The organism is Psychrobacter sp. P11F6, assembly GCF_001435295.1.
Lineage (GTDB): Bacteria > Pseudomonadota > Gammaproteobacteria > Pseudomonadales > Moraxellaceae > Psychrobacter.
Window position 1 is genome coordinate 1,609,582 of sequence record NZ_CM003594.1, and the last position, 21,009, is coordinate 1,630,590.

The window sequence follows — 21,009 nt, forward strand, 5'->3', positions numbered from 1 at the left end:
TCCTCTAACTTCTACTGAAAACTGTTTTATCAGTAGAGGAGCTAAAGGGTTGCTGGTATTGATACCGTTAAGGGGCTAAGGGCTAAGGATTACGGTTTAGGTGACCGCAACCTTATTTAGGAATGTACTGACTCCATGGCTCAGCACGAATGACTTTTGGCGTTTTGCTGATCACATCGAACTGACCATCGGCACGGATTTGACCGATCATGACAGGCTTCCATAAATGATGGTTTTCCTCATCCATTTTCAATGTATACCCTGATGGAGCGTCAAAAGTCTGACCTCCCATACTAATACGCACTTTATCGACATTAGTAGTACCAGCTTTTTCGACTGCTTGTTTCCACATATTGATACCCACGTAGGTGGCTTCCATAGGATCATTTGTCACGACTTTATCAGCATTGGGTAGCTTATGATCCAGCGCATATTTCTTATACTTTTTAGTGAAGTCGCTGTTGACAGGATTTTTAACCGACATAAAGTAGTTCCATGACGCTAAATGCCCTTGCAATAAGCTGGTATCGATACCGCGAAGCTCTTCTTCTCCTACTGAGAATGCCATGACTGGGATATCAGAGGCTTTAATACCCTGATTGGCAAGCTCACGATAAAAGGGTACGTTTGAGTCCCCATTAATGGTAGAGATAACCGCCGTCTTTTTACCAGTAGAGAAGCTTTTAATATTGCCAACGATGGTCTGATAGTTGCTAAAACCGAAAGGGGTGTACTCTTCCATGATATCTGTTTCAGCGACGCCTTTAGATTTTAAGAAAGCCCGCAGTATCTGGTTAGTAGTCCGAGGATAAACATAGTCTGTCCCAAGTAAGACAAAGCGTTCTGCACTACCACCCTCCGGACTCATTAAATATTCAACGGCAGGAATGGCTTGTTGGTTCGGTGCAGCACCAGTGTAGAAAATGTTTTCTGACTGCTCTTGACCCTCGTACTGCACCGGATAAAACATGAGTCCATTTAACTCTTCAACGACAGGCAGCACGGACTTACGTGACACCGATGTCCAACCTCCAAATATCACATCAACTTTATCTTGGGTTAACAGCTGACGTGCTTTTTCAGCGAATAACGGCCAATCAGAAGCGGGATCTACGACGATTGGCTCTAGCTGCTTGCCCAACACACCGCCATTGGCATTAATTTCATCAATGGTCATGAGCGCAGTATCTTTTAATGATGTTTCAGAGATGGCCATCGTTCCAGATAAAGAATGCAAGATACCTACTTTGATGGTGTCACCATCTGCCGTTGGGGTAGCAGTCGTCGCAGAGGTTTCCGTTTTTGTGGCTGTAGAATTGGTCTCAGCGCTAGTTTCTGCAGGTTTTTGACAACCTATAAGACTTAAGCTACCTACAACGGCTACTGCTAGTAGAGACAAACGTGATGTCAATTTTGAGTCGATACGATAATTTGTACTTATAGAAGTAGCAGTGATAAGCGTTGGCAATAAAGACATATATTTCTCCAAAAAGATAAAGTAGCAGCCTGGTAGGCCGAGTGAACGAGCCATTCCTAACTATGATTAATACTTCAATATCTATGCCAATATAAAATACAAGACAAATGCACCAATATCGGTCTTTATCAGGGACTAGGGCACTTCTTTGCACCATAATTGGTTTTTATGATTTTCTATGCACCATTTATGTCTGGTTAAGAAATGCTAAAGTGGTATAAAAAATGACGACATCAGAAGCGATGTTTTTTTGAGTTCAGAAAGTGTGAACAGAAGGAAATTAAGAAGCAAACGTACTAAATGATGTTAACTCAACTAAAGGTAGGTTTTGTCTTTGGCTAAAGCACGTTAGCCATTACGCTTGGTAGCTAGCTTGGGATGAAGTCTGACATTTATTTTTTATAATAGGGTGCTGATCTATGCTGAAGAAACCGTAAATTTACCCTGCGTAAGTAAAATATTTATTCGCTTATTTGTACCAGTACCAGTAAAATGCGAGACTGTTTTCTACACGAGTTTATGAGTACCCAATGATACGTTTAACTGAAATTAAATTGCCATTAAATCATGCGCCTGAAGATCTAGCGACGGCTATAACGACAAAACTTAAAATCTCTGCTGAGCAAATGGCGTCATTTGTGATGTTTAAACGTGGTTATGATGCTCGTAATAAAAGAAATATCCAATTAATTTATACGCTAGACATCACCCTTACCGACTCGGATTTGACCAATGATTTACTGGTTCAGTTTGAGTCAGACAACCATGTCAAAGCAACACCAGACACCAGCTACAAATATGTAGGTGAAGCGCCAAAAGATTTAACTGAGCGTCCTGTTGTTATTGGTTTTGGACCTTGTGGTTTGTTAGCAGCACTGACCCTTGCTCAAATGGGTTTTAAACCTATCATTATTGAACGTGGTAATGAAGTCAGACAACGCACCAAAGATACCTTTGGTTTTTGGCGTCAGCGTAAATTAAATACAGAATCTAACGTACAGTTCGGTGAAGGCGGAGCGGGTACTTTTTCCGACGGCAAACTATATAGCCAAGTGAAAGATCCAAATCATTATGGCCGTAAAGTCATGACTGAGTTTGTAAAAGCTGGCGCACCAGAGGAAATTTTATTTGTCAGTAAACCGCACATAGGTACTTATAAGTTAGTCACTATGGTAGAAAAAATGCGTGCCGAGATCATAAAACTCGGTGGTGAAGTCCGTTTTGCTACTCGCGTAGACGACTTACATATAACTGACTCAAAAGTAACTGGCGTGACACTTAATAGTGGCGAAATCTTAAAAACTAACCATGTTATTTTTGCTGTTGGTCATAGTGCCCGTGATACCTTCCAAATGATCCATGATAAAGGCGTATATGTTGAAGCAAAACCTTTCTCGATTGGCTTTAGGATTGAACATAAACAATCAACCATAGATCAAGCACGCTTTGGTGACAATGCTGGAAACGAAATACTTGGCGCTGCGGATTACAAACTGGTTCATCATTGTAAAAATGGTCGTTCTGTTTATAGCTTCTGTATGTGTCCAGGCGGAACCGTTGTTGCCGCAACATCAGAAGAAGGCCGTGTGGTCACTAACGGCATGAGCCAATATTCAAGGAACGAGCGTAACGCCAACAGTGCTATTGTTGTCGGCATAGACCCAGAGCGAGATTACCCAAACCACCCTCTTGCTGGTATCGAATTACAAAGACAACTAGAAACTTTAGCGTTTGAATTGGGCGGCAAAGACTACAGTGCACCAGCGCAAACCATTGGCGATTTCTTAAAAGGTAAACCAGACTCAGAATTAGGCGATGTAAAACCCTCCTACACACCGGGCATTACTTTAACTGACTTAAGCAAAGCGTTACCTGACTTTGCCGTGGATGCCATACGTGAAGCCATTCCAGCGTTTAATAAAAAAATCCAAGGATTTTCATCTGATGATGGGTTACTCACTGGCGTAGAAACCAGAACATCGTCACCCATCAGCATTAAACGCAATAAAGAATTCCAAAGCATTAACACCAAAGGCTTATTCCCTGCAGGCGAGGGCGCTGGTTACGCAGGAGGTATATTATCAGCAGGGATTGATGGCATTAAAGTGGCCGAAGCTGTAGCGAAATCGATGTTGAAGATAGAGTAAGAGCGGCTGTAAATTGTAAGCAAACCCCAATATTAAAACGCTTACTTAGATAAAAATATGCGATCAAAAAAGCCTTTCAAGCTTTATACTTAATAGCGTGAAAGGCTTTTTTGTGTTTTGCAGGTATGCTGTATGAAAATACATCGTCAGTTATGCAATGTTATGATGCGATAAGACGTTAAAAGACCCCACAACTGATAGGCTGTGAGGTCTTTTGATTACTTTTGACAATGTTTGATGGTGCGCCCACCAGAATTCAAATTAATACGTTAAGTTAATGATAAATAATGCTTTTATAAGTTCGGAAAATAAAAATACCGTAAATAATACCGTAATTGACTAAAATGATAGTGTAAATGCTACTTTTTTCAAATTGTCTGACCTCCGCTATCAAATCCGTACAGTTAAATCTGGGGTATTTTAATTACGCAGGTTGATGATAAAAGTCAGACCATACCTTGCTTGGTGATCTATAGACCAAACTTTTTTTAATACTAATCACACTATGAGCATAGTTTTTGTCTTGCATCAGGGCGAAACAGTGCGTCGCTTTATCCTCTAATACCCCTCGTTCCTCTTCGAACATTATAAATTGGCGTTTATTCTTTTCCGATATGGCTATCTTCTTGACAGCCTTGGCTTTAAATTTGTCATTTTGTGTTCTGGTTTTTTTGTCATGACAAACTTCGGTTAATACGCTTAGTTTAGCAATTTTAATTGTAAAGATTCTTCAGCATAGCTCAAACAGCATCTTTTCATACAACACACTGATGACGTTTGGGTGCTTTCACATATATTCTTTTTTTTAATCTCTAATTACAAGTTAAATTGTAATTTTAATCAATCAGTTTCTTATAAAATGAACTTTATAGATATTAGCTGTGCTTATATATGCTATTAATTTATAACGTTTGACTGTAACTTTTCAGCAACATATATTAGAGAGAAACAAGTAAAACCTATTAATTATAGCTATATCCCATAGGTTGTAGCCAGATATACTTTAGTAAGTGTATTAGGATTTTTAATATAATTTTAAGTAATTTAGAAACAAGGAAACGTTCAAAATGAAAATTTATAACCACGAAAATCAAATGCTTCATCATCCGAAAAGCTATTTTTCTCGAGGGAAAATGCGTCAGCCGCAAGAAAAGCCTGAGCGTTTGACTGAGCTTTTAAAAGCACCAGAAGCTCTAAACTTGAAAATCACGATGGCTAAAGAGATAGGTATCGCCCCGATTTTAGCAGTGCACGACTTGGGGTACGTGAATTTTTTGAAGAACGCTTATAGTGAGTGGATAGCGGTAGACGAAGATATGGGTGAAGAGGTCCAGACTACTATCTACATGCCAAATAATAATGATGGCTTAGGTATTTTGGCAAAAGCCGCCAAATATCAAGCGGATGGTAGTGCCCCTATCGGTGAACATTCGTGGGATTCTATTTACTGGTCAGCTCAAACGGCTCTCAACGCGGCTGATTGCTTATTGAATGATGCAGATCATCAAAACTCTAATGAGAATAAGGTACAAATATGTCTAACTAGACCTGCAGGGCATCATGCTCGCAAGAGCGCGGCAGGTGGTTTTTGTTATCTAAATAATGCTGCCATCATCGCTGAACATCTTCGTCAGAAATTTCAAAAAATTGCCATTATAGATACGGATATGCATCACGGTCAGGGCATTCAGGAATTATTCTACGACCGTAGTGATGTGTTATATACGTCTGTACATGGCAGTCCTATTAATTTTTATCCAGTAGTCGCAGGTCATGAGCACGAACGAGGTGTAGGGGCGGGCTATGGATATAACATCAATTTTCCAATGCCACATGGCACAGATGAATCCGGATTTTTTCATTACGTCGATCAATCAATCGACGCTCTAAAACTCTTTGACCCAGACGTTATTGTTCATGTTTTAGGGTTTGATGTTTATAAAGATGATCCACAAGCCAAATGTCATGTTAGCACTGAAGGCTTCAAAATTTTGGCAGAGAAAATCCAAGCAATAAACAAACCGGTCATTGTGCTGGTCGAAGGAGGGTATTGTATAGAAAAGCTCAATGAAAACTTACAAGCTTTCCTCTCTGGGTTTACTGCGGAAAAAATCATTAATAATGACTAGTTGTAGTCAGTGATTGATTGTTTATTGAGCTATCTAACGAAATTAGAATCTATGAAGGTCGTACTAAAATGATAAAAAATGCTGAGATCATTGGCAACGAGACTCGCTTATGGGCATCTTTGATGGATATGGCGAAGGTTGGTCCAGGTATTGCTGGTGGTAGTAATAGACAGGCACTAACAGACGAAGATAGTGAAGGCCGCACCCTTTTCAAAAATTGGTGTAAAACTGAGAATATGGTCGTAAAAATTGATGAACTTGGTTCTATGTTTGCCTTTAGAGAGGGTACTGATCCAAATGCACTGCCCGTCATGATAGGTTCTCATCTCGATACGCAACCTACTGGCGGTAGATATGATGGTATTTTAGGCGTTTTAGCTGGGTTAGAAGTTTTGCGCTCACTTAATGAGCATAACATTAAAACTAAGCATCCAATTGTAGTCGCAAACTGGACAAATGAAGAAGGTTCACGTTTTGCACCATCCATGATTGCATCAGGCGTCTATGCGGGTAAATATGATCTCGAATACGCATACAATTGTACAGATCCAGACGGCATTAGTATAAAAGATGAGTTAATACGTACAGGTTGGCTGGGCAATATGCCCGTAGGGAAGCCGGAGATACATGCTTATTATGAATATCATATTGAACAAGGTCCCATCTTAGAGGCAGAAGATAAGTTGATAGGGGTTGTGACGCATGGTCAAGGTCTGGCTGCTCTTGAAGTGACGTTGACAGGTAAGGCTGCACATACTGGCTCGACACCCATGACAATGAGGTCAAACGCTTCCTTGGCAATGGCTAAAATAATTCATGTTACCCATGATTTGGTCATGGACAATCAACCTAATACCGCAGTTTCAGTTGGTAAGATTGACGTTTCTCCAAACTCTCGCAATGTCCTTCCAAGTAAAGTGGTATTTACTATAGATATCAGGGCAGCTTCGCAAAATAAATTCGATAAGCTATGTAATCAGATAGAAGCTAGGGTGCATCAAATATCATCAGAGTTTGATGTGGGCTGTTCAATAGAGGTAGTAGGGCACAAAGATCCTGTAGCCTTTGACCTTAAACTAGTGAAGATAATTCGTGATGCAACTAGTAAGTTAGGTTACTCGAATACTGATATTTGCTCTGGTGCTGGACATGATGCCTTTTGGATAGCAGATGTAGCGCCTTCTGCAATGATTATGTGCCCTTGCGTGGATGGTATATCGCACAATGAAGATGAAGAGATTTCCTCTGAATGGGCGATCGCAGGCACTAATGTGTTGTTACATGCGGTATTAGAAACAGCGATCATAGAAAACTGATAGGTACCATGGGCAAGGCATTCAATAGGTATTTCATGATCGTAAAGTATAGAGGTGCTCTATAAATCAGTAACGTTCCTACGCCCTACAGTATTCACAAAGCAAGTTTTTTTGATAATGGTTCATTGTCGATGAATGCTTGAGGGTGAGTGATATAAAAATTTATTAGAACAATTACTCGACTTAATAATATAACAAGGATGTTCAATATAAGAACCTCCCTCCATTCTGAAAGTGGTCAGTTGTTTCGGTATTGATATTGGAGTGATTGTTACTACAGGATATACAACAATCTATAGGGAATTTGATTATGTATAGTTCAAATGAAAGTTTGATTTTAGGTTCTTTAGTAGTTATATATTTCTTATTTTTATTTGGTGTATCGTTTTATATTAATAAGAAAAGTATTAAGACATATGACGATTATAATGTTGCGGGAAGATCTGTATCGATCTTTCCTCTTATCTTAACATTTGTAGGTACTGCGGTCGGTGGTGCAACACTATTAGGTTTCATGCAGAATGGTTTTCTATATGGAATGGGGCAGCAATGGCTAAATTTTGCGATTTTCATTTCAGGTGTGCTGATGCTGGCGTTCTTTTTAAAGAGAATTCGGGCAATTGGTGAGAAGTATCAAATGGTAACGATTGCAGACTTTACTGTTTTAAGATTTGGTGAGGGCGCTAGAATCCCTACAGTTGTAAGTGTTTTGGTTGCAAACTGTGCGTTGACAGGAATGCAGTTTGCCGCTATTGCCACAATACTTAATTTGACAATGGGACTAAATATAACCACTGGTATTTTAATTAGTTGGGTTCTACTTACATTAAAGACCTATTACGGTGGCATGAAGTCCGTGATTTGGCAAGACGCTTTTCATGGGACGATACAGACAGTCGGTATTTTTGTCTTATTTGTAGTCGTGATTTTGGCTTCTGGTGGCTTGCAAGAAGTATCTAAACAAGCCGCACTTGCTAACCAAAGTGAGTTTTTAAGTATACTCGGTATTTCGCCTTCTGAGGTGTTTGTTTATCTATTAACTATTGGTGCCTATCAGTTCCTTAGACAGGATTTGTGGCAAAGATTTTGGGCTGCTGGCAGCGCTAAAATAGCTAGAAATGGCTATTGGATAGCTATTGTTTTAGGTGCTTTGACCGCTTTTATGGTTATTGCTGTCGGTGTTATGGCCCGCTTTGGGTTGAACCTAGGGGAAATCGATTCTAGTCTTACTTATTACATAGTAATTGGAGACGTATTTAGTTTTCCAATGATTGCAGTGATGATTATTGCCCTACTTGCAACTGTTATATCAACAGCCGACTCTTTCTGTATGGCAGGTGCCTCTTCAATTATAAACGATATCATTAAACCAAGATTACAGGAGAGCACGGATCTTGATAGTCGCTTATTAAAGTATAGTCGCCTTTCAGTTCTGATAGTTTCGATCTTTTCTTTATTACTAGCGTTATCTATCCCGAAATTAGTTGGTTTATGGGTGACAGGTGCAGCTATGTTAGTGTCAAGTTTATTAGCACCAGTCATTGCTGGCTTATTCTGGAAAAAGGCGACTCGATTAGGTGGCATAGTTGCCATGTGGGTTGGGTTAATCGTCGCAGTAACTTGGCAAATACTTGGACATCCATTTGGTTTGCATCCGATATTTATTGGTTTCCCAATCTCAGTCTTATTGGTTATTGTTGTTTCGTTAATGACTAGTGATAACAGTAGTAATATTTAGTAACTAATAAATTATTTACTCAATTAGTGTTTAATAATCAGAAGCAATAACTAGTACTTAGAGTGATTGTCCTATGATTATTCCAATAAGGGAGCTCATAGAATAGCTGGACAATTCATAATTTAAATAATGACGTTATGGCTAACACTATTTGAAGTAATTTGGGGGCAAAAAATGAGTGATTTAAAACATGGCGGCCAAGCCATTGTGAATAGCCTTAAACAACACGGAGTAAATCGAGCTTTTATAGTGCCGGGTGAAAGTTATTTAGCAGTACTTGATGGCCTTTATAACTCTGATATTCAAACCGTTGTTTGTCGTCACGAAGCTGCGTGTACTTATATGGCTGATGCACATGGTAAATTTACGGGTAAACCTGGTGTTGCCATGGTGACCCGTGGTCCAGGCGCTGCGCAAGCTTATACTGGAATTCATACGGCTTGGCAAGATGGTGTGCCGCTGATACTATTTGTCGGACTTATACCGGTTGCTGATAGGCAGCGTGAGTCATTCCAAGAGTTTGATCCGATACAGTGGTTCGGTAGTCAATGTAAACGAGTCTTCATTCTTGACGAAGTCTCTAGGGCATCAGAAGTTGTTGCCAAAGCATTTCATGCTGCTTTAGAGGGTCGACCAGGACCTGTTGTAGTTGGATTACCTGAAGATATTATTCGACAGCCATTTGAGGGTCAAAATTACCCTGTTATTCCTGTTGCTCAAGGCGCAGTGACACAATTAGAGCTACAATCGTTAATTGATTCACTATCTGCGGCCAAAAAACCTTTAATCTTCGTTGGTGGTCAAAACTGGGACGTTCAAACTTGTCAAAAGTTAACCAAGTTTGCCGAAGACAACGCTATTCCTGTTATTCATGATTGGCGTGCCTCAGATAGAGTGGCTTTTGAATCTCCTGCCCATGCAGGGTACCTAGGTTATGGGCGCTCGGAGGACTGTGCTGCATTGATTGAAGACGCCGATATAGTGCTGACGATAGGTACTGTATTAGGGGACGTTGCTAGTGATGGGTATACATTGCGCCAGTCCTTTGACAAGCCTAATTATATTGTTAATCTAGATACAAGCTTGCGCGGTCATAGTGGTTCAGTGACTGAGCATATTGTTGCTAGTCCTATTAGCTTTATTAAAGCAATTAGCCAAGCGTCGCTGGCAAGCTCAGCTTCTCGGAAAGCTTGGTTTAACTATTGTCATGAGCAGCAAAGAAAAGATTGTGCTTTTCCAGAAATGCTCTTAACAACTGATAATGCTGAGCAAACAAATACTGATCAGACATACGCCAGCATGACTCAAGTTATCAAAGCGTTGACTGAACAGTTACCTGATAATGCTGTCTACAGTTTTGGCGCTGGCAATCATTGCCTATGGGCGCAGAAGTTTTTACCAACGAATATTTTTCCAAGTCAGTTAAGTAGTAGGAATGGGGCAATGGGCTATAGTGTGCCAGCGGGTATCGCTGCTGCCTTAGAGTCTCCTGAGCGTTTATCTGTTGTTGTTACTGGCGATGGTGAGTTTATGATGAACGAGGCAGAATTATCTACTTCGGTACGTTATAAAGCTCCTATTTTGATTATTGTTATGGATAATGGTCAATTTGGTACTATTCGTCAGCATCAAGAGGCTCATTATCCTGATCGTGTGTCAGGTACACAGCTTCAAAACCCTGATTTTGCTTTGATGGCGCAGTCTTTTGGCGCTCATGGTATTACAGTAAATAATAATGAGCGAGTCGAAGAGCAAGTGGCAGAGGCTATGCGAGTTGTAAGTAAAGATCGCAAAACAGTGGTAATGCATGTGATTACTGATCCTGCTGAGTTAAATCCTTAATAATTTTATTAATTGGATAATTATTTCAAAATAATTGTTTATGGCTAGTTGTTAATTTATAAAGGCAAGCTGGTAAAACTGTTCAATTCTTTCAAAAAGAAGCTTAACATCAAGTGTTAGGCTTCTTTTTGTGCTGCATATGATTACAGATCTTAATGAGCTAACAATTTAGGTGTTAATTAGTTTGTTATGACAAAGAGGTGTTATGACAAGACATACAATAAGTCAGCATTTATAGTGACTCACTATCTCTAGTTATATTGTATTATGGACTGATGACAATAATGAGAGGAGAGTTGAGAACTTGGAGTCTAAGTACATATCGCGAAAACTAAGTCCTCCATACCTTTGGCAGACCTCTCATATTGACTGGTTATCAATATATTTAGAATATGAGTGCTGAAATTACTATGATACAACGGAAGTTAGCAGACAATTTAAATTGGACATTACTCCACGTATTAATTGCTATATGTGAAGAGGGGAGTATTAGTGCGGCGGCTGATCGTCTAAACATTACCCAATCTGCAGTTAGCCAAAATCTCAAAAAGCTTGAAGATCAACTTGAAAACCAGCTTGTTATTCGTAATACCAAGCCGCTAGAGCTCACACCGATCGGTCGCTACTGTCTTCAAGTTGCTCAAACGATATTCACAGAGATTACTTCTATCGAAGCGATGAAAGGCAGTAATCTACATCTTCTAGAAGGTAATATTAAACTATTAGTTGTTAGTCGGCTTCATAATCCTAAATACAATGATTTTCTAGTATATTTCAAAAAAAAGTATCCGAACATTACTTTAGATTTAACAGTTAAATCAAGCATGGATATTTTAAATGACTTAAAGCAAAAAAATCCTGCTATTGGTATTTGTTTAGCAAAACATACATCCGATACTCTTAACCAAGAGATACTTTTCAATCAACGTTATTATCTATATTGTGGATATCACCATCCTTTATTCTCAGCAAAAGATTTGAGTGTTAGTGATATATTAGAGGAGAATTTTATTGCATTTAATAGCGAAGCTATTGGTGATGTTCTTTCACCAATAACGTTATTTAAAGAAGCCCATGACTTTACGGGTCACGTTAGTGCGTATACAAATAATTTAGATGAGCTGGTTCGACTAATTTACACTGGATATGGTATAGGTTCTTTGCCAGATCAGTTTGTTGCTGCTACTCATCTAGCATCTAAACTTAGACGCTTGCCCCCGAGAGATGGGATTGCTGATATACCTGTATATATTTTTTGGCACAAGCATCGCGCTTTGTCCGCTATTGAAGCCAAATTTATTGAAGAAATTATAGAGTTTGATATGTCTTTTTAGGGTGTGTCCTCAATTCGTCTTGCAATGAATGATAGTGCACGCTAGATAGAGCATAGACTTAAAATTACGAGCCAACTTCTCGTAGCGAGTCGCGATGCTACGGAAATGTTTGAGTCTCGCAAACATATTTTCTACTCAATGCGTAACTTATATAAATAACGATCAAATTTTGGATTAGGCTGTTTGGCATTCTTCTTTTTAGGAACGACGGGTATCATATTATGGCTTCGAGCTTTATCTCTGATAGCCTTTGAGTCATATCCTTTATCAGCGATAAAGTAATCAGCTTGTCCAATCACTTCAATCAAGCCCCAACATGCAGCACATCACCTGAGTAAAATAATAAATAAAAAAGGTTGCTAGCACTATCTATAATATAGTGTTATCAACCTTTATAACCACACTAGTGAGAGAGTTTGTATCTGACAAATATTAAGCTAGTCTACAAAATAAACTTTATTCATCGGTAGACTCAATTAAAGTAACTCTAATTCCAAGTAAGCTACTCTCACTGCGACAAATTATCCACTCAAAACGTCAGTTAGAAGTGAAAGTGTACTGTCAGTAAGGAAACAACGCCAATATATCTGCTACTATCATGAATTCTAATCTATTCAGAGTATCTTACTAGGAAACCAAAGCGAAGGGATAACCATGGCAGCTTATTACAATTGTATCCAACGTGAACAGCAAGCAGATAATGTCAGCATTGCGCATTATAAACCGACTCAACATGCCCAAGGTGCATGGAATCAACATGAACAGCATATGGCCGCGGCGACTGGCGTGCTGACCCATGAGCTGAGTCAGTTTGCACCGCAAGCCAATATGCGTATAGCACGGATTAGCCTTGATATCCTAGGGCTGATACCGCTTGATGATTTTATCATTACTACTCGCTGTATTCGTCCGGGCAAAACCATCGAGTTAATAGAATCGGTCATGAGTAGTGGTGGTCGCGCTTGTATTACTGCGCGTGCTTGGCGACTCTTGACACAAGATACTAGCGACATTGCAGGCTTGGAAGACCAAAACGCACCTCAGCATCCTGATGAGTTACCAGTATGGGAAGAGATGAAAAGCTGGCCTGGCGGGTTTGTTAAAAGCGTACAACTGGTTGCGAATAAGGAGCGGCGGGCGGGCAAAGGTATGGTATGGATTACCAATGATACGGCAATGGTAGAAGGTGAGCCCACTACGGATTTGGTGCACTTGCTCGGTATGGTGGATCTTGCTAATGGCATCGTGCCAAGGCTAGGATTGGATCTGAATGATTTACAATGGATGTTCCCTAATACGGATTTACAAATCCATATGCATCGCATGCCTAAAGGACGCTGGCTAGGTCTAGAGGCGGTACAACAATACGGTGCTTACGGTATCGGTATCACCAGTGCCGTACTGCATGACGTTTATGGACCTTTTGGTCGTAGTGAGCAAATTCTCACCATTCGTCAGATGCCGCGTTAACTTTGATTTTTACAAAAAACTATACGAGGCGCTGGTGAACTCAATAGAGGGCACCACCGCTTGCGCTATCATTCCAAACACCATCAACGTACTATGCTAGGCAAAAATCATTACAATAAAGTTTCAAATATCTGCTCAATAGAAGCCTGTTCCTTGTGCACATTGACGACTGATATTCCCTGCATCGTGTAATAAAATCGCGCCGCTCTTATCTCCGCTTGCTCTTTGTCATACCCTAAGTTTTCAAAAATCATCGCAATAAAAGTCAGACGGTGAGTATCGACTTCATTTAGAATCTCCCGCACAGCTTTATCATTTTGTGACCAGTTACGAATGGCAAGCTCTAAAGCGGCGCCATTGGTTTTGGTATGACGCTTATAAGGAATCAAGAAAAGCTTTCTCAAGCGTTCTTCAGGTGTCAATTCTATATCACTTAAACGCTCAATAATGGCAACCGTTGAGCGAGTACGCCAGTTTGATAGTAGCTTTTCGAACAGCTCTTTTCTGCTACTAAAATGCCAGTAAAAACTTCCTTTGGTAACCTTTAATTTTTTGGCAAGCGGCTCTACTCTGACGGCAGAAATACCAGATTTAGCCAGCTCAGATTCAGCGATATCCAACCAATCTTTGGCAGTCAGCTTGTTGGATTGACTTGGATTTTTTTCTATTAAATCCATGCTTTTAAGACCTCTATTTATTAACAAAGAGTCAATCATCGTTGATTCACTCTTAAACAGTTAATTCATTATGTTTGGTACGCTTCGAGTACTCTAAATGCTAAATACAAGATACCTAAAGCCTGACTGTACGATAGCATTCGTAGGAATTAATAATTATACGCCTATTGAGCCATGCACTCAGCCATTCAGATCAGATTTGCCGTATCTTATCATTTTAATAAACTTAAGTCCTAGCCTAATAAGCTATCTGATTCATTCTCAGCGATTCTCCAAAGACCTCTCGCTCATCCTGTTAAATACCAGTAAGCAGCGCTTTTATCACTTTTATCCTTGCTTCTCAACTCGCTATACGCCTAATTATAATCTATAACATACGCTTTCGTATGTTATAGATTAATAGAATACATTCAGTTACGCTCAATTAAAATAAATTTTAACTAATAATTTCGCTTAATAATATTCATTTTTTCACTTTAAAATCCAGTAGTTATAAGGGCTTAGGAGATAAGAATATATTAATTATATTATGCTTCGTAATCTTGTTAGAAAACTTTTTTATGATTTACCATACGGTAGCGTATTGACATAGTCGATACTTTACATTATTGTAATTGTCAGTGATAAATAATCATCTCGTGAAAACTGTTATCAAGGAAGATTGAATATGCAAGTAATTGATTCTGGCAAAGGCAAAACGATTGAAGCTTTTGGATTGCAAACCAACTATTTGGAAATGGGCGAGGGTGAGCCATTATTGCTGTTGCATGGTTCAGGACCAGGCGTCTCTGCCTATACCAACTGGCGTAAAATTATTCCTGAGCTTGCCAAACACTTCCGTGTCATCGCGCCTGACTTAGCTGGCTTTGGCCACACCGAAAGAGATCCTAACTTCAGTTACGATATTAAGCATTGGGGCAAGCATTTATTGGCCTTTTTAGATGCGCTAGGTATCGAAAAAACCCACGTCATTGGTAATTCATTTGGTGGCTCGTTGACACTTGCAACGGCGGCCCGTTTCCCTGAAAGGTTCTCCAAGCTCTGTTTAATGGGCACCCCTTGTGACAAGTTCTTTATGACGCCCGGTCTGCGCTCAGGATGGGATTACACGCCATCACGCGAAAACATGCGTCAAGCCATGTCACACTTTCCATATAATCCAGACACTATCACCGATGAGTTGGTCGAAGAACGTTATCAAACCAGCCTTATTCCTGGCGCTCAAGAAGGTCTGCGCAAGTTATTGGTACAGCCAAATGAGGAAGGGGAAACGCAACTCTCAGGCATGCCTGAGCACGTGGTCGCCAAAATCAATCATCCTGCTATCGTTATTCACGGCCGTGAAGACAAAGTCGTGCCAACAGAAATGGGCTTTAAGTTAGGTCGTTCGATGCCCAATGCAGATTTGCATGTCTTAGCCAATTGTGGGCATTGGGTCATGGCTGAAAGACCTAAAGAATTCCTGCAATTGGTCATCAATCATTTCACGGCAGAATAGAGCGAGATTGTTATGTTTCATGTTGGCAAATTAGAAGACTTAGACATTGGCGAAGCAATCAAGCTGGACCAATTTAACCCGCCAATCGCCATCATTCGTGGTGAAAGTGGTGAGGTTTATGCGATTGATGATACCTGTACGCATGCCAAAGCGTCATTTTGTGATGGCTTTGTAGAGGGTGATACCGTTGAGTGTCCGCTGCATATGTCAGTATTTTGCCTAAAGACGGGCGTTCCTGATAATCCACCCGCGATTAAAGCTGTCAATGTTTATGATGTCGAAATCAGAGATGGTGAGATATACGTTGAGGTCGACAGATGAGCCAAATTGAGTCAGTCATCGTTGTTGGTGCAAGTGCCGCTGGAGTAAGCGCTGTCAGGACATTACGCCAAGAGGGCTTTTTGGGCAGCATTATGCTGGTCGATAAAGACCAACATGGCGCATATGAGAGACCGCCGTTATCCAAGCAGATTTTGATGCAAGCAGACAGCACCCACCACGATATTGCTTTAATCAACGATGACGAGCTCACGGCACTCAATATAGAAGCTCACTACGGTGATGGTGTGCGTCAATTAGATCCTACGACGCGCCGCATTATTTTGGAGTCTGGTAGAGAGTTAACCGCCGATGCCATCGTGTTGGCAACGGGTGGCGAGGCAAGACGATTACCTATAGAAGGAGCAGATTTGCCGCAAATATTGGTATTACGTCACTATGAAGATGCTCTAAACCTACGCCAAAGATTGACCGCTGATACACGCGTGGCGGTGATAGGTGGCGGCTTTATTGGTGCTGAAACTACGGCTTCGTTATCAAAATCTGGCGCCGCAGTACAGTGGTTAGATGCCGCTGCGCTGCCCATGGCTCATCTACTACCGACAGAATTATGTGAAAAAATCGTCGCCAGTCACTGCGCCCAAGGCGTGACGCTGACCCCTCATTGCCGCCTCGATAAATTTATAGAGCAGCCAGATGGCAGTGTGTCTATATTATTTGATGATGCCAAGTCCATTGAGGTTGATGTCATTGTAATGGGCGTTGGTATGGCGCCAAGTACGCCTTATCTTTCGGATGCTATCAGCGCCGAGCTACTAAACCCAGTGACGGGCGGTATTCAAGTCAGTGACAATCAAGCCACTAAATTTGCAGGCGTTTATGCGGCAGGAGACGTTGCGGCAGTGAGCCAAGTTGATGGCTCAACAGTACGTCATGAGCATTGGCAGTCAGCCCAACATCAAGGAGAGCGTGCTGCCGCTGCTATTTTAAATCAAGAGTTGCCAGTAGCACCTGTTGATTGGTTCTGGTCAGATCAAGGCGATTTGCATATAGAGATGGCTGGCAAGATTTTACCCACTAAAGAGCATTTGGTCGTGAGACTAGAAGGCGAGTGGCCGGTGTATTTTAGCGTGGTTGATAATCGCGTCGTTGGGGCAGTCAGCGTCAATAATCCAAATGCTGTTCGCGCCGCCATGCGCATGATAAAGAATGATGTGAATGTTGAGCCATCACAATTGGCCAATCCAGAGCTGCCACTGCGAAAACTGATGCGCGGTTAAATGCGCGGCTATCTGTATGCTGTGTTGTAAAAGAAAGTTAAGGGATAAAACTCATAAAAGGGATTTTTAACATGTCAGAGATAAAAGCATTAGGCTATCTGGGCTTTTCCATTGCTGATAAAGAAGCATGGCGAGATTATGCCAAAAACATACTGGGCGTCAGTGTCGATGACCATGATAATGGTGATATGTCGCTGCGCGTCGATTCGTATGCTTGGCGTATTAAGCTTAAACACTCAGATCATAACCATCTAGATTATGTCGGTTGGGAAGTCAGTGACAAGCAGGATTTGGAAAATCTGAAAAGCCGCTTGCACGAGCACAGTATTGCTTTTGAAATCGGTTCCGATGAGTTGGCGAAATCGCGTCAAGTAAAAGAGCTCATCGTCTTTTATGATCCTGACGGCACGCGCTGTGAAGCCTTCTACGGTCCTTTGCAGTTGACCAATCAGCCTTTTGTTAGTCCTAAAGGTTTTCGCTTTATCACTGGCGAGCAGGGACTTGGTCATATCGTCCTTATTACCAAAGACCATGCAGCACAAGAAGTATTCTACACTCAGCTTTTAGGCTTCAAAGTATCAGACTATATCAATACCGAAATCGTACCTGGTAAACCTTTAAGTATCACCTTTTTACGTTGTAACGGTCGTCATCATTCTTTGGCGTTAGCGCCTGTGCCTATTCCAGCAAAAGTTGCCCATATCATGCTGCAAGTCGATGACGTCGATGACGTTGGCCGGGCGATGGATGCCGCCGAAAAAGCAGGCACACACTTCTCGTTCACGCTAGGTCGACACTCTAATGATGAGATGTTGTCTTTTTATACCCTGAGTCCGTCGGGCTTTGATGTTGAATTTGGCTGGGGTGCGATAGAGGTTGATGATGATAGCTGGCATGTCAAGGTTCATCATACCAATTCAGCTTGGGGACATAAGTTTCAGCGTCCGCCACGTAAATAACCCATCTATATACGCCGCAAAAATACACGACGCACATGAGAGCTTTACATTATGAATGACAAGAATACCGCTGCTGATTTAGCCACTTCACTATTTGATGCCTATAGCAAAGGCGCAGTCGCACCACTGCGTGACCAAGTTGACGCCACCGATATCTCTTTGGCGTATGGGATTCAGCAAGAGAATCACCGCCGCTGGAGCGAGCAAGGTAGAGTCACCATCGGTCGCAAGATTGGCCTGACCTCAACCGCCGTGCAAGCACAATTGGGTGTGGATCAACCGGACTACGGTATGGTCTATGGCGATACTTGCTATTGCTCAGGCGCGCAGATATCTGTCGGTCAGTTTTTGCAGCCCAAAGTTGAAGCTGAAATTGCCTTTGTACTGAAGTCTGATTTAGATGCTGACCATTTAACGATTATCGATGTCATCAATGCCGTTGATTATGCCGTTGCTGCTTTAGAGATTGTCGATAGCCGTGTGGCGAACTGGGACATTAGCCTGTTTGATACTATCGCTGACAATGCCTCTTATGGCGGAATCATCATGGGAACCACACCCGTACCGCTTAGCCAACTCGATTTAGAAAGCTGCAAAATGCGGTTGGCAAATAGTGATGCAGTGGTTTCTGAAGGCGAAGGTCGGGCCTGTTTAGGTAACCCCTTATTGGCGACACTTTGGCTTGCCAATAGGATGATTGAAAACGGTCAGCCACTCAAAGCAGGTGATGTGGTGCTGTCAGGTGCTCTAGGGCCAATGATCGCTGTCAAATCAGGCGATCAATTTACCGCCAGCATAGATGGTCTCAATAGTGTGTCAGTGAGTTTTATCGATTAATCAACCGAATAGCAAACTGAATAAGAAATCTAACTATCGAAAAGGATGTCAATAATATGTCAACGAAAGCGAAAGTCGCCATCATCGGTTCAGGAAATATTGGAACTGATTTGATGATTAAAATTCTAAAAACCTCTCAAAACCTAGAAATCGTTGCCATGGTTGGTGTCGATCCTGAGTCTGATGGCTTGGCTCGCGCCAAACGCATGGGTGTCGCGACCACTCATGAAGGTATCGACGGTCTGATAGCCATGCCTGAGTGGCAAGACATCGCCATTGTCTTTGATGCCACCTCCGCCTCTGCACACGCTACCCATTCAAAAGTCTGTTACGAAGCGGGCAAAATTATTGTTGATTTGACCCCAGCGGCGATTGGTCCATTTATTGTACCCGCCGTCAATGGTGAGTCTAATATCGAGCAGCCAAATGTCAATATGGTGACTTGCGGCGGACAAGCGACCATTCCTATGGTCTATGCCGTATCACGTGTAGCACCGGTTCACTATGCAGAGATTATCGCTTCTATCTCCTCAAAATCTGCAGGACCCGGTACTCGAGCCAATATTGATGAGTTTATGGAAACCACTTCGCACGCCATTGAGCAAGTAGGCGGTGCCAAAAAAGGCAAAGCGATTATTGTTCTAAATCCTGCCGAGCCACCGATGATTATGCGTGACACTGTAATGACCTTTTCTGAAGATGCGAGCGAGGATGACATCAGAGCCAGTGTTGATGAAATGGTCAAAGAGGTACAAAGCTATGTACCAGGGTATCGCTTAAAGCAGACCGTACAGTTTGAGCGTTATACCGAGCAAAACCCATTGCACATCCCAGATATCGGTACGCTGACAGGGCTTAAAACCTCAGTATTTCTTGAAGTAGAAGGCGCGGCGCATTACCTGCCTTCGTATGCGGGCAACCTAGACATTATGACCTCAGCGGCATTAAAGACTGCTGAAAAAATTGCGGTCGCCAGACAAGCACAAGTGGGAGCATAAATCATGACTGATAAAAACCTATATATCCAAGATGTCACCCTTCGCGACGGTATGCACGCCATACGTCATCAGTATGGTATTGACCATGTCCGTAATATCGCTAAAGCGCTCGAAGACGCTGGTGTTAATGCCATTGAAGTGGCGCATGGCGATGGTTTAAGTGGCAGTAGTTTTAATTATGGCTTTGGGGCGCATACCGATTGGGAGTGGCTTGAGGCGGTGGCTGATGTGTTAGACAAAGCGGTATTGACCACGCTATTGCTACCTGGCATCGGCTCTGTCCAAGATTTGAAGCGCGCTTATGATTTGGGCGTACGCTCAGTACGTGTCGCGACCCATTGTACAGAAGCGGACGTGTCAAAACAGCATATCGAAACCGCAAAAGCGATGGGCATGGACACCATAGGTTTCTTGATGATGTCGCATATGGTATCGCCTGCCAAACTGGCCGAACAGGCGAAACTTATGGAATCGTATGGCGCAGGTTGTGTTTACGTCGTAGACAGTGGCGGCGCGATGAATATGAATGATGTGGCGGATCGGGTCAAGGCGCTAAAAGATACCTTAAATGCCAACACTGAGCTTGGTATTCATGCTCATCACAATCTAAGTCTAGGCGTCGCCAATAGTATCGTCGCGGTCGAAAATGGCGTAACGCGTGTCGATGCTTCTTTGACTGGCATGGGTGCGGGCGCTGGAAACGCACCGCTAGAAGTTTTTATTGCTGCTAGCAATCGCCTAGGGTGGGAGACTAATTGTGATCTTTATAAATTGATGGATGCGGCTGAAGACTTGGTGCGACCGCTACAAGACAGACCAGTTCGAGTTGATCGTGAGACCTTAACACTTGGCTACGCTGGGGTTTACTCAAGCTTCTTACGTCATGCTGAAAAAGCATCGAAACAATACGATATCGACGTGCGCGAGATATTGGTTGAAGTCGGCAAGCGTAAGCTTATCGGTGGGCAAGAAGATATGATCGTTGATGTGGCTTTGGATTTAATTAATCAGGTGAAGGGGTAGAGGAT

At 41.9% G+C, this 21,009-nt stretch carries 16 protein-coding genes and 1 pseudogene; 14 read left to right on the forward strand and 3 right to left on the reverse strand.

What is annotated here, in order from left to right:
* Positions 1–112: 112 nt before the first annotated feature.
* Complete coding sequence (gene urtA, locus AK822_RS06640) at positions 113–1,423, reverse strand: urea ABC transporter substrate-binding protein (RefSeq protein ID WP_060492208.1); 1,311 nt, start codon at positions 1,421–1,423, stop codon at positions 113–115.
* Between the two features lie 584 nt (positions 1,424–2,007).
* Here urtA and AK822_RS06645 point away from each other — a divergent pair.
* From AK822_RS06645 to AK822_RS06670, 6 genes are all read left to right on the forward strand, one after another.
* Positions 2,008–3,624, forward strand: coding sequence for an NAD(P)/FAD-dependent oxidoreductase (locus tag AK822_RS06645; protein ID WP_060491020.1), 1,617 nt, complete (start codon positions 2,008–2,010; stop codon positions 3,622–3,624).
* A gap of 1,067 nt (positions 3,625–4,691) precedes the next feature.
* Positions 4,692–5,753: a histone deacetylase family protein gene (locus tag AK822_RS06650; protein ID WP_060491021.1), complete on the forward strand. Its 1,062-nt coding sequence runs from the start codon at positions 4,692–4,694 to the stop codon at positions 5,751–5,753.
* A gap of 68 nt (positions 5,754–5,821) precedes the next feature.
* Positions 5,822–7,069 carry a Zn-dependent hydrolase gene (locus AK822_RS06655; RefSeq protein WP_060491022.1) on the forward strand — a complete coding sequence of 416 codons (1,248 nt, stop codon included), beginning with the start codon at positions 5,822–5,824 and terminating at the stop codon, positions 7,067–7,069.
* A 310-nt stretch (positions 7,070–7,379) separates the two neighbouring features.
* Positions 7,380–8,807 (forward strand): sodium:solute symporter family protein, encoded by a 1,428-nt coding sequence (locus AK822_RS06660; protein WP_060491023.1) that lies wholly within the window; start codon positions 7,380–7,382, stop codon positions 8,805–8,807.
* Between the two features lie 174 nt (positions 8,808–8,981).
* A complete protein-coding gene (locus AK822_RS06665; RefSeq protein WP_060492209.1) occupies positions 8,982–10,649 on the forward strand; it encodes a thiamine pyrophosphate-dependent enzyme in 1,668 nt (555 codons plus the stop codon).
* Positions 10,650–11,041: 392 nt separating this feature from the next.
* Positions 11,042–11,983: a LysR family transcriptional regulator gene (locus tag AK822_RS06670; protein ID WP_087945584.1), complete on the forward strand. Its 942-nt coding sequence runs from the start codon at positions 11,042–11,044 to the stop codon at positions 11,981–11,983.
* Between the two features lie 9 nt (positions 11,984–11,992).
* On the opposite strand, the pseudogene AK822_RS14655 reads toward AK822_RS06670, so the two are convergent.
* Positions 11,993–12,291 (reverse strand): annotated as a pseudogene (locus AK822_RS14655) (transposase); the annotation flags it as partial.
* A gap of 346 nt (positions 12,292–12,637) precedes the next feature.
* Between AK822_RS14655 and AK822_RS06680 the strand changes: the two are divergent.
* Positions 12,638–13,453, forward strand: a complete 816-nt coding sequence (locus tag AK822_RS06680; RefSeq protein WP_060491025.1) for a thioesterase family protein — start codon at positions 12,638–12,640, stop codon at positions 13,451–13,453.
* Positions 13,454–13,563: 110 nt separating this feature from the next.
* Here AK822_RS06680 and AK822_RS06685 read toward each other — a convergent pair whose 3' ends face one another.
* A complete protein-coding gene (locus AK822_RS06685) occupies positions 13,564–14,130 on the reverse strand; it encodes a TetR/AcrR family transcriptional regulator (protein WP_060491026.1) in 567 nt (188 codons plus the stop codon).
* A gap of 667 nt (positions 14,131–14,797) precedes the next feature.
* Between AK822_RS06685 and AK822_RS06690 the strand changes: the two genes are divergently transcribed.
* The 7 genes from AK822_RS06690 to dmpG all read left to right on the forward strand — a co-directional run bounded on the left by AK822_RS06690 (position 14,798) and on the right by dmpG (position 21,004).
* Positions 14,798–15,628 carry an alpha/beta fold hydrolase gene (locus AK822_RS06690; protein WP_060491027.1) on the forward strand — a complete coding sequence of 277 codons (831 nt, stop codon included), beginning with the start codon at positions 14,798–14,800 and terminating at the stop codon, positions 15,626–15,628.
* A gap of 12 nt (positions 15,629–15,640) precedes the next feature.
* Positions 15,641–15,949, forward strand: a complete 309-nt coding sequence (locus AK822_RS06695; protein ID WP_060491028.1) for a bifunctional 3-phenylpropionate/cinnamic acid dioxygenase ferredoxin subunit — start codon at positions 15,641–15,643, stop codon at positions 15,947–15,949.
* Positions 15,946–17,187 (forward strand): NAD(P)/FAD-dependent oxidoreductase, encoded by a 1,242-nt coding sequence (locus AK822_RS06700; RefSeq protein ID WP_060491029.1) that lies wholly within the window; start codon positions 15,946–15,948, stop codon positions 17,185–17,187. The genes AK822_RS06695 and AK822_RS06700 overlap by 4 nt, the downstream gene beginning before the upstream one ends.
* Positions 17,188–17,258: 71 nt before the next feature.
* Positions 17,259–18,146, forward strand: a complete 888-nt coding sequence (locus AK822_RS06705; protein ID WP_060491030.1) for a VOC family protein — start codon at positions 17,259–17,261, stop codon at positions 18,144–18,146.
* A gap of 51 nt (positions 18,147–18,197) precedes the next feature.
* Complete coding sequence (locus AK822_RS06710) at positions 18,198–18,983, forward strand: 2-keto-4-pentenoate hydratase (protein WP_060491031.1); 786 nt, start codon at positions 18,198–18,200, stop codon at positions 18,981–18,983.
* 56 nt (positions 18,984–19,039) lie between these two features.
* Complete coding sequence (locus tag AK822_RS06715) at positions 19,040–19,981, forward strand: acetaldehyde dehydrogenase (acetylating) (protein ID WP_060491032.1); 942 nt, start codon at positions 19,040–19,042, stop codon at positions 19,979–19,981.
* Positions 19,982–19,984: 3 nt separating this feature from the next.
* A complete protein-coding gene (dmpG, locus tag AK822_RS06720; protein ID WP_060491033.1) occupies positions 19,985–21,004 on the forward strand; it encodes a 4-hydroxy-2-oxovalerate aldolase in 1,020 nt (339 codons plus the stop codon).
* Positions 21,005–21,009: the final 5 nt, after the last annotated feature.

Coding starts and splice junctions, on each gene's coding strand:
- AK822_RS06645 (WP_060491020.1), top strand. CDS start 2,008: ATGATACGTTTAACTGAAATTAAATTGCCATTAAATCATGCGCCTGAA.
- AK822_RS06650 (WP_060491021.1), top strand. CDS start 4,692: ATGAAAATTTATAACCACGAAAATCAAATGCTTCATCATCCGAAAAGC.
- AK822_RS06655 (WP_060491022.1), top strand. CDS start 5,822: ATGATAAAAAATGCTGAGATCATTGGCAACGAGACTCGCTTATGGGCA.
- AK822_RS06660 (WP_060491023.1), top strand. CDS start 7,380: ATGTATAGTTCAAATGAAAGTTTGATTTTAGGTTCTTTAGTAGTTATA.
- AK822_RS06665 (WP_060492209.1), top strand. CDS start 8,982: ATGAGTGATTTAAAACATGGCGGCCAAGCCATTGTGAATAGCCTTAAA.
- AK822_RS06670 (WP_087945584.1), top strand. CDS start 11,042: ATGAGTGCTGAAATTACTATGATACAACGGAAGTTAGCAGACAATTTA.
- AK822_RS06680 (WP_060491025.1), top strand. CDS start 12,638: ATGGCAGCTTATTACAATTGTATCCAACGTGAACAGCAAGCAGATAAT.
- AK822_RS06685 (WP_060491026.1), bottom strand. CDS start 14,130: ATGGATTTAATAGAAAAAAATCCAAGTCAATCCAACAAGCTGACTGCC.
- AK822_RS06690 (WP_060491027.1), top strand. CDS start 14,798: ATGCAAGTAATTGATTCTGGCAAAGGCAAAACGATTGAAGCTTTTGGA.
- AK822_RS06695 (WP_060491028.1), top strand. CDS start 15,641: ATGTTTCATGTTGGCAAATTAGAAGACTTAGACATTGGCGAAGCAATC.
- AK822_RS06700 (WP_060491029.1), top strand. CDS start 15,946: ATGAGCCAAATTGAGTCAGTCATCGTTGTTGGTGCAAGTGCCGCTGGA.
- AK822_RS06705 (WP_060491030.1), top strand. CDS start 17,259: ATGTCAGAGATAAAAGCATTAGGCTATCTGGGCTTTTCCATTGCTGAT.
- AK822_RS06710 (WP_060491031.1), top strand. CDS start 18,198: ATGAATGACAAGAATACCGCTGCTGATTTAGCCACTTCACTATTTGAT.
- AK822_RS06715 (WP_060491032.1), top strand. CDS start 19,040: ATGTCAACGAAAGCGAAAGTCGCCATCATCGGTTCAGGAAATATTGGA.
- dmpG (WP_060491033.1), top strand. CDS start 19,985: ATGACTGATAAAAACCTATATATCCAAGATGTCACCCTTCGCGACGGT.